Origin of the sequence: Rothia sp. HMSC071B01 (genome assembly GCF_001808945.1) — a bacterium.
Lineage (GTDB): Bacteria > Actinomycetota > Actinomycetes > Actinomycetales > Micrococcaceae > Rothia.
Map to the genome: position 1 here is coordinate 35620 of NZ_KV795073.1, position 9462 is coordinate 45081.

The window sequence follows — 9462 nt, forward strand, 5'->3', positions numbered from 1 at the left end:
CAACACAGGTTGCCCCGCCCCTCGGCGTTTAAGAAGCACTCCCGGTACGGATGCGCTACACGATATTGTTACCCCAGTGCGGAGGACGCTGCTGACGCATCCATTCCAGACGCTCACGCTCCTCCGGGGCCAGCGGCTGCGCGGAAGCGGTCGCCTTCTTGGTACCGGCCTTCTGGGGGTTCTGTTGCTGAGCACCGGTTTTCTTCGCGGAAGCACCCGCGGCAGACGAGGTACCCGAAGCCACCACCGGAGGCGTCGTCACACCCACCAGCAGAGGCTCAGCCCCGCTCACCGAGCCGCCGCCGCTCACGCGGCGGTGTCCACGGCGAGGCTTCGGCGTTGACGAATAACTAGCCACGAACCTCAGCATCCTCGTCCATATCCAGGTAGTGCAGCACGCGCGCCACCACGGCGTCCGGATCAGCAAATACTTCCAGGGTGCCCAGCGTAATGTAGTTCCAGCCCGTGCGGCTCAGACGCTCCGGCACCAGGCGGGTACGCTCACGCACCGAAGCACGCGCATAATTCGGCTCACCATCGGAGCACGCCACCAGCGGCATAGCCGCCGGAACACTCGGGTTCGAAGAGACCACGGGAGCCACACCCAGCGCGGGAACCGGCTCAGCCGCCAGCTTCTCCGGGGCGTGCGCAATCAGAGCGATATCGCCCTCACCGCGGGTCACACGCACACCGCGAGCCTGCAGACGCGCCACCAAATCGTTCAGCAGCCAGTCGCCCAAATCCGGGGTGTCCGCGTCGTCGACGGCCAAGAACGCGTTACGCGGCAGGGTCTCCGGCACGCGCTGTGCCTTCGCTTCCACCTCTTCACGCGCCTGACGTTCCGCGTGTTCACGCAGCAGGTGGTAGAAATCCACCGCGCCATGATGCAGCTTCTGCGGGTCCAGCTCGGAGGGGTCAATGCACGAGACAATGCGCAGGGCACGGCGTGCACGAGTCAACGCCACCACAAAGCCCTGGCGACCGTGCTCAGCAGACAGCTGACCCAAATCGTAGGACGCCTGACCCAGGCGGGCACGACCCACACCCAGGGAGAAAATCACGGTATCGCGTTCGAGGGTCTCGGCGCGGGTCAGGTCGACCACGCGGAAAGACTCTTCACCAGCGGCGAAGAACGGCCCCAGCTGCGGGTACAGGCTCAGGGCGTGACGCACCGACTCAGCCACACGCTGAGCGTGCTTCGGGCTAGCCGTCACAACCGCCAGCGAACGGTCCGGGGTACGGTAGGCGTGCTCCAGTACCAGGTTTGTCACGCGCTCCACCTCAACACCGGGCGAATCCAGGTTCGCGTTATCGCTCACTTTACCGCGAGTATCAATGTACTCAACGGTCAGCGAACCGGCAGGCTGGGCGGAGGCGCGGCTCACCGGAGTCGCATGCAGCTGCGAACCGTAGAACTCACGGTTCAGGTAGTCGAGAATCACCGGGTCCATGCTGCGGTGCAGCATCGCCAGGGTGCGGTTGGGCAGTACGGTAGCGAGCACGTCGAAGGTGCTGTCCAGTTGCTCGTCGGTCGGCTCGGGAGCGCCGAAAGTCGGCGCAGACACGATGAACGGCGAGGGGTAACCCGAGTGCGGGTCGCCCAGGGCAATCACCTGGTCGGCGCGGGTAATCGCCGGCAGGTTCGCCGCCAGCGGGGTCGACTCGGAGTCCAGCAGCAGCACCGTATCAAAACGCATGGAGGCGGGAACCTTACGCGCAAGGGCGAACGGGCTCGCCGTCCACAGCGGAAACAGGGTACGCGCCATGACCGGGGCGTGAGTCAGCAGCTCTTCGAGCACGAACTCGTAGCCGCGCAGCTGGCTCTTCAGGTACGCCGCCTGGTCGTGCTCAGACTCAATACGCTCGGTCCACACGCGCGCAACCTTCGCCAGCAGACGCGCCGGGGCGCTGGTCATGTGGGCGTAGTCGGCACGGCGGAAACGGGACTCCGTATCGCGCAGGCGGTCGCCATCCAGCAGCTTACCCTCGTGATGCTGCAGCAAGAACTCCAGGGCAGACTGCCACCAGGCAAGCTCCAGCTCATCGGAAACAACCTCAGTCGGAACCTGACGCGCGTACAGGTCATCGAGCAACTCCGACAGGCCGCGCTCACGCAGCTTCTGAGTCAGGGCGTCACGCTCCGGCAGGGTCATGAGCAGCACGCGGTCCGCCATGAGGGCATCCAGGCGCGCATCCAGAGCATCCAGGTCGGTGCGCACGAAGTCGGTGCCCTCAATGGTATCCGCAAGAACAATACCCAGACCCGCCAGCTCAGACACCAGAGAGTTCAGGGCTGCAGCCAGCTGGTCCAGGTTCTCCGGAATCTGCGGGGTGCGGGGCGCCTCAATGTGGCGAATCCACTCGGCACGCTCAGCCTGAACCACCTTCAGCTGCTCGTGCAGGTCACCGATATTCACGCCGGGCAGGATGTATTCCTTCGCCGCACGGCGCAGGCGGGAACGCTGCATACTGCTCATCTCGATGCCGTTCTCACGGCGCCACGAACCGGAGGCAGTCGCCGCAATCAGGTCGGTCACCGGGCGGTCGTAGACATCCGCACGGAAACGCTTGAGCGTCTCACGGATACGCATCAGAATCGCCAGCTGCGACTCCCACTCAGCGATGGTGCGGCCGCGGCGCAGACCCAGCATGGCGCTGGTCTGGTTCATCGCCTCACGCAGGTTCAGCAGGGAGGACTTGAGGGTAATGACCAGGGCGTACGCCTCGGCGGCTTCCTCGTCATTGACCAGGCGGGCACGGTACCACGGGGAGGTGCGCGAAGCCGCCGCAAAACCATCAATCTCACCCAGACGCACCAGCTCGGCACGCACCTGCTCACGCTCCAAGAGCGAATCGAGCATAGGGCGGTCAAAACGCACGCGGGTTGCCGGGCCGTCCTCGGAGGCGGTCAGCTCAGCCAGACGCTGCAGCGCCGAGTAGACAGAAATCTGCCAGTTGGCGTCCTTGTTCAGCAGGGCACGAGTGTGGTCGAGCAGCGCGGCACGGGTCGCCACAAGCTCTTCGTTCAGGTCCTCAGAGTTAGGCTCTTCGGCGCCCTCATTACGCACGATTGCGCGAATGAACTCGGCGCGCTGAGCCTCAGCATCGTGCTCGGCAAGCAGGTCGTAGCGCAGGCTCTCAATACCGGTGCGCTTGAGCAACGCCGAGAATTCAGCGAGGGTGGAGCGCTTCTCGCCCACCACGAGCACGGATTTACCGCGACCCATCAGGGCGGATGCAATATTCACGGCGGTACGCAGCGGCTCGGTGCCGGGCGCCGCAGTGATGGTGAAGGAGAATCCGCTGACCGCGGTGTCGACAATTTCCTGGGCGTTCGCATCCGCGTCCAGCAGGAGCATTTCCTCTGCCGGGTCACGCTGGTCCAGGGGCGGCTGCAGGTTGTGGGCGTTGAGCTCGCGCGGCTTCACGCCGGGCACCTTCAGCGCCGCCAGGTCACGAACCAGCGGGGTGATGGCGGTGTGCGGCAGCTCGCCCAGGCTTTCCTTCAGGTCAGCAAAAGTGGAGATAAAGTACTTCGACTCGATGGTCATGCCCGGAATACAGCCTGCTGAGGCGCGCATACGTTCAATGACCGGCTCGGGGTCCAGACGGGACATGGAGTTCGCCAACTGCGCCACATCCATGGTGCCCAGGTCGATGCCGTATTCCTGCTTGATCTGTCGGACCATCGCCGGGTTCAGGCGTGCAGAACCGGCGAGGCGCAGCTCGAAGTCGTCGTCCTTCGGGTGCGGGGTGATGCTCAGCGGCGCCATGAGAATCGGCGCGATGAAGCGCTTCTCGTAGGCGGCAGCATCCTCGCGGGTGTCGTGCGACAGCCAGGAGGCGGTACCCGCCACGAAGTAGCCGGAGTCCAGGCCGTGGTCGGTGGCGAGTTCGTAAATCTTGGTGCGCAGGGTGCGTGCGGAACGCATGCCCGCCTCCAGCTGCGACTTGTCGCGCAGAATCGTGGAGAGGCGGGTCTTACGTCCGGCGAGCAGCTGTGCCAGGCCGGAGGGGTTCGCCTCGGACAGGTCGATGTGCACGTAGTCGACCTGGTTGAAGTCGAGCATCGCGTCGGGACCGGTGTAGACGTCCATCTGTTCCGCCCAGCGCTCAAGCCCCGCCGAGGGGTCAAAGTCCTCGTGGGCGGGGTTCAGGTGTGCGGGCAGCTCGGCGATGTTGATTTCGTCGGCTACTTCGTGGGTTTCCTCTGCTGAGGTCGCGGCGGCTGCGGCGGGCTGAGCGGTATCAGCCGGGGCGCCGGGTGCGTGTTGCGCGTCGGTAGGCTCGGGAATCTGGTTCACGTCGTGAGTGTCCTTGTGGGTCAGTGCGGTGTACGTTTGCGCGTACACACCGAAGATGGTGGTTCTTCCGGGGTCCTCTGCCCGGTGTGCCTCATGCTGTGTTTCAAGCGGGGCGGGTGTCAGTGCGCGCCTGCGTGCTTAATGCGCCGATGTGCTTAATACGCCGGGTGCTTACTTCGACCACATTGCGATGTTGGCGACGAGCAGCACTACGGTCACCAGTACGTAGAAGACCAGGGCGGGCAGAAGCGCCCAGCGGTACTTGGGCGCCAGCTCGCCTTCCAGGTTGCCGAAGCGCAGGGAGCGGAAGAGGAAGAAGCTCAGAATCGCGCCGGGCAGGTTACCGATGATGACCAACAGAATGGTCAGGTACAGGGCGTAGGCTCGTTCGGTGCGTTCGTTCTCTGCACCCGCGAGCTTGAGGGTGCCGCCCAGCAACAGGCTGAGGCATGCGTTCAGGAATGCCACGGTGAAGAAGGGAATCTTCAGGGCTGCTTGGAAGTCCATCTGGGAGTTCGCTGCACCCAGCACAATCCACAGCAGTAGCAGCGCGGGGATGATCATGAGGTACCAGAACAGGTACTTACGCATCTTCTCGGTGTTTTCGATGAGCGCGAAAATTGCGGTCACTGGGTGTCTCTTTCAGATGGTCTCAGGCGGATTCGGTCGGATTCAGGAGGAGTGAGTGAAGGAGCAGGTGGGCACAGTAATGCCTTATCAGGCGTCGGTTTCATCCCCAGCGTTGAGGGCGTCATCCACCTGGTCCTGTAGGGATTCGCGGCGCTCATTCTCAACGTGTTCAATGTAACGGCGCACGATGTAGTCCAGCAGCACCGACAGCGCAACAAAAGAGTAGTAGGGCTTACGCTGGGTGCTGATCTGGGTGGGGGTCGTCTGGTAGTGCAGGGAGTACTCGGCGTGCGAGGACATGTAGTTCACGCCAATGGCGGTCACCGCAATCATGGGGATGCGGCGTAGCGCCAGCATCTTAATGTGTTCGCGCATGTTCTCGGTCTGACCGGAGAAGGACACAATGATGACCACGTCGTCCTGGGTCATATTGTTCATGGCGCTTTCGAACTCATTACGTGCCGGGATGACCTGGCAGAACTTACCGCAGACCTGCATGGACTTGGTAAATTCCTGCACAGCATTGCGCTGAGCGTAGCCGGTACCGAAGCAGTACACAGTGCGAGCCTCATGGATGCGCTTGAGCAGTCCGCTCAGCTCCATGTGCTCGAGGTAGTCATAGGTGCGCTGAATATCTTCGCGGCCGCTCTCAATGAACCGCGGGTTGAAGGGTTCGCTGCGGTTCAGAGAGGACTTAATGAAGTACTTCAACTCAGCAAATCCGGAGAAGTTCAGCTTCTTCGTCAGGCGGATAATTGAGCTGGTCGAAGTATACGTTTTATGTGCCAAAGAGTTGATCGTTGACTCCGCAACGAACTCTTCATTTTCTAGCATGAATGCCAAAATTTCCCGTTCAGTTTCACTGAATCGGTGCTGGTTCGCATTCACGACGTCTTGTAAATCCACTCAAAGCTCCTGAATCCGATGGTGAGCAATATATAAATAGTACACGCTCTAGAGTCATCGGCCAGGGTGGGTGTGGGCGGTCATCTCTCACTTTATGCGGGCATGCCAGCAGATTTGGGCACGGATGCGAGCCTGAATACAGCTTCGCCGGCGGCATCGGTGTTACCCGATACCGCCGGCGAAGTCTATACCTTATGAGGCGTCATGCCGTCAGGCGGTTGAAAGCTGAGGTCTCTTAGGAGAGGGTCTTAGCTTCGTTCACCATGGTCTCGAAACGCTCGCGAACCTGGGGAACATCCATGCCGACGATAACCTGGAATGCCTTGCCCTTACGGACCAGACCCAGAGCGCCTGCATTCTTGAAGTCTGCATCCGAGGGGCTGACGAGGGACTCATCAGCAACGGAGACACGCAGGCGGGTTGCGCAGTTGTTCACGGTGGTGATGTTCTCTGCGCCACCAAGCAGTTCGAGGAAGCCTGCTGCGCGGGGTGCGTAGAGGTCGCCGTCAGCTGCGGGAGCAGCTGCGCCGCCGGCCTTCTCAGCAGCCTTAGCAGCCTTGTACTCTGCCTTGCTGTAGAGCTTGGTCTCGCCGCCGTCTTCTTCACGACCGGGGGTCTTGAAGTCGAACTTCAGAATCATGAAGCGGAAGATTACGAAGTACAGGACGGTGAAGCACAGGCCCACACCAATCTGCATGAGGTAGGTGCCGGAGTGGTTTGCCCACAGCGGAATCCAGTTCTGGAACAGGAAGTCGATCAGACCGCCACCCATGTTACCAACCAGACCCAGCTGGTACATGATTGCTGCCATGGATGCTGCCAGGATTGCGTGAACCAGGAACAGCGGGGGTGCCAGGAACAGGAAGGTGAACTCGAGGGGCTCGGTGATACCGATCAGGATTGCGGTGAGGCTGACGGGAATCAGCAGAGCGAGAACTTCCTTGCGCTTCTCGGGACGAGCAGTGGTGTAGAACGCCGCTGCGATACCGATGGGTGCGAAGACCTTGGAGTTACCGTGCAGTGCGAAGCCGCCGCCGGGGAACAGTTCCTTCAGGGGCTTGTCGCTCTTTGCAAACTCGGTCAGGTGGGTCGGCCAGTCCTTAGTGATACCGTTCGGGGTAACAACGTTACCGAAGACGAACGGGGAGTAGATGAAGTGGTGCAGACCGGTCGGAATCAGGAAGCGCTCGAGGAAGGTGTAAACCCACACGCCGAGTGCGCCGGATGCGATGAAGAAGCCCTGCAGGGAGGAGATGCCGTGCTGAGCGTAGGGCCACAGCCAGGAGAACAGGAAGGCGATGGGCATCATCAGGAAGAAGCATGCGCCGTAGACGAACTGGGAACCCTGGAAGACGCCGAGGAAGTCGGGCAGCTTCTTGTCGAACCAGCGGTTGTGGGCCCACACCACGATTGCGGAGATGATGATTGCACCGAAGATACCGGTGTCCATGGTCTTGATACCGGCGATCATCTTCAGACCGGTACCTGCCGCGCTCTCAGAGATGTCGGTGGTGTAGTCCAGGTCGAAGAAACCGGTGCCGCCCTTGCCCCATACCTTGAGCATGGTGCCGACGAAGTAGTTGAAGGTCAGGTAGACCATTGCAGCTTCCAACACTGCACGTGCGTTAGCGGTCTTTGCCAGTGCAATGGGCAGACCGATCGCGAAGAGCAGTTCCATCTGGTTGAAGACGGTCCACGCACCGGACTCCCATACGGCCCAGAACTGGGACCAGAGGTTGTTCTTATCGGCGGCCAAGCCAATCAGCTGGTCGTTCTGCGCGATAATCGCGATACCGACCGCGAGGCCAGCGAATGCGAAGAGAAGAACGGGTGCCAGCATGGCAGAGCCGAACCTCTGTACTTTTTCCATCATGAGGCTATACGCCCTTTCGGGTTGTCGAGTGAGCGGACGCAGGGGTTGGCGATCATTGCCAGCCTGCGATGGTCACACCGCATCTTTATACCCTCAAACGAAAGTATATGAGACGGGTGCCACATATCCTGCGTGCGCTAAATGCCGAATGTGTTTTAGACAGAAACAATAATGCCAGGTCATACCTGCCCACAGGTACCAAAACTGTGAGTTTTGAAAGAGTTTTTCAGAACCTGAAACATATCCCGGCACTGGTTAAAAATACTTGCTGCAGATGAGACTTTTTCCCTATTACCTAGCGCACAGAATCGATAGCATAAACAGTGCACCCATAGGTCAGAGTGCATAAACACTCGCCACCTCAATGCGCGGTGCACATATCATTCTTCAACCTCACACATACCCCGGACTTAATACATGCGCTTCCTCACCCTCAATACGCACAGCTGGTGCGAAATCCACCAGATTGCCAAGATCCATACCCTCGCCAAGTTCATCATTGAACAGCAGGTGGACGTCATTGCGTTGCAGGAAGTCAACCAGCTCACTTCCACCCCCGTGGTGAAGGAGCCCCTCAACTACCGCGGCGGCGCGGGCATTCCGGTCCGCGAAGACAACTACGCCCTGCTGCTCGTGCAGGCGCTCAACGAAATGGGTGCCACTTACGAGTGGACCCTCACCGAAACCCACATCGGTTGGGACCGTTACGACGAATGCGTAGCTATCCTCTCGCGCCTGCCGATTCGCGGTATCAAGCCCATCAATATGTCCCCCGGCTACGGCTACCACCAGGTGCAGCGCCGCGCCGCCCAGGCAGCGCTCATCGAGACTGAGACGGGCACCTTCTGGTGCGCCACCACCCACATGTCCTGGTGGGACTTCGACGGCGAACCCCTCTTCGCGCAGGAATACGCACACCTCTCGCAGGAGCTTGCCGAGTGCGCCCGCACCGCCCCGGTACTACTCGGCGGCGATTTCAACTCCGCAGCACACCTGAGCGATGAAGGCTACGCGTTGGTCACCTCCAGCGGCATGATTGACACCCGCTCCCTGGCGGAGCACACCGACGGCGAGAACACCGTCCACCGCGAAATCGCCGGCTGGGAAGGCAGCACGGACGCCAAGCGCATCGACTTCGTCTTCGCCGACCGACTGCTCACGGTCAACTCCCACGCGGTTGTCTTCCGTGACAACTCCCCCGAAGCAATCTCCGACCACAGCGGTCTGCTACTAGAGATTGACCCCTCCAGCTGGGCACCGCAGAGCCTCCTGACGCCCCTCACCACCCAGCACTAAGGTCATCAGACTTTAGCCGCCTATAGGGCGGCCCCGCACAACACTCATCCATACCAAAGGAAGGAAGAACAATGACGACCCAGACCCAGTGGTGGCAGGAACCCGTTGTCTACCAGATTTACCCCCGCTCCTTCAACGACTCCAACGGCGACGGCATCGGTGACCTGCCCGGCATCACCGAGAAGATTCCGTACCTCGCCGACCTGGGTATTCAGGTGCTGTGGCTCTCCCCCATCTACGCGTCCCCGAACGACGATAACGGCTACGACATCTCCGACTACCGCGCCATCATGGCCGAGTTCGGCACCATGGAAGACTTCGATGAGCTGCTCGAAACCGCGCACAAGCACGGCATCAAGCTCATGATGGACCTGGTCGTCAACCACAGCTCCGACGAGCACGAATGGTTCAAGCAGGCACGCTCCTCCAAGGACAACCCCTACCGCGACTACT

At 60.9% G+C, this 9462-nt stretch carries 7 protein-coding genes; 2 read left to right on the top strand and 5 right to left on the bottom strand.

Going from position 1 to position 9462, the window contains the following annotated elements; genetic code table 11:
• Positions 1 to 55: 55 nt before the first annotated feature.
• From HMPREF2527_RS05095 to HMPREF2527_RS05115, 5 genes are all read right to left on the bottom strand, one after another.
• Complete coding sequence (locus tag HMPREF2527_RS05095; RefSeq protein ID WP_096741047.1) at positions 56 to 358, bottom strand: hypothetical protein; 303 nt, start codon at positions 356 to 358, stop codon at positions 56 to 58.
• Positions 351 to 4352, bottom strand: a complete 4002-nt coding sequence (locus HMPREF2527_RS05100; RefSeq protein ID WP_070506875.1) for a DEAD/DEAH box helicase — start codon at positions 4350 to 4352, stop codon at positions 351 to 353. The genes HMPREF2527_RS05095 and HMPREF2527_RS05100 overlap by 8 nt, the downstream gene beginning before the upstream one ends.
• Positions 4353 to 4475: 123 nt before the next feature.
• Positions 4476 to 4934: a hypothetical protein gene (locus HMPREF2527_RS05105; RefSeq protein ID WP_012903100.1), complete on the bottom strand. Its 459-nt coding sequence runs from the start codon at positions 4932 to 4934 to the stop codon at positions 4476 to 4478.
• 87 nt (positions 4935 to 5021) lie between these two features.
• Complete coding sequence (locus HMPREF2527_RS05110; RefSeq protein ID WP_005505083.1) at positions 5022 to 5840, bottom strand: MurR/RpiR family transcriptional regulator; 819 nt, start codon at positions 5838 to 5840, stop codon at positions 5022 to 5024.
• Positions 5841 to 6075: 235 nt separating this feature from the next.
• The gene (locus HMPREF2527_RS05115; RefSeq protein WP_070506878.1) at positions 6076 to 7713 is read right to left on the bottom strand and encodes an alpha-glucoside-specific PTS transporter subunit IIBC; all 1638 of its coding nucleotides are present in this window, start codon (positions 7711 to 7713) and stop codon (positions 6076 to 6078) included.
• Positions 7714 to 8130: 417 nt separating this feature from the next.
• Between HMPREF2527_RS05115 and HMPREF2527_RS05120 the strand changes: the two genes are divergently transcribed.
• Complete coding sequence (locus HMPREF2527_RS05120) at positions 8131 to 9009, top strand: endonuclease/exonuclease/phosphatase family protein (protein ID WP_070506880.1); 879 nt, start codon at positions 8131 to 8133, stop codon at positions 9007 to 9009.
• Positions 9010 to 9080: 71 nt separating this feature from the next.
• Positions 9081 to 9462, top strand: a 382-nt coding sequence (locus tag HMPREF2527_RS05125; protein ID WP_246824778.1) for an alpha-amylase family glycosyl hydrolase, incomplete at its 3' end; no start/stop codon positions are given.

Excerpts from the sequence above, each read along its gene's own strand:
- HMPREF2527_RS05115 (WP_070506878.1), bottom strand. The coding sequence starts at position 7,713 with ATGATGGAAAAAGTACAGAGGTTCGGCTCTGCCATGCTGGCACCCGTT.
- HMPREF2527_RS05120 (WP_070506880.1), top strand. The coding sequence starts at position 8,131 with ATGCGCTTCCTCACCCTCAATACGCACAGCTGGTGCGAAATCCACCAG.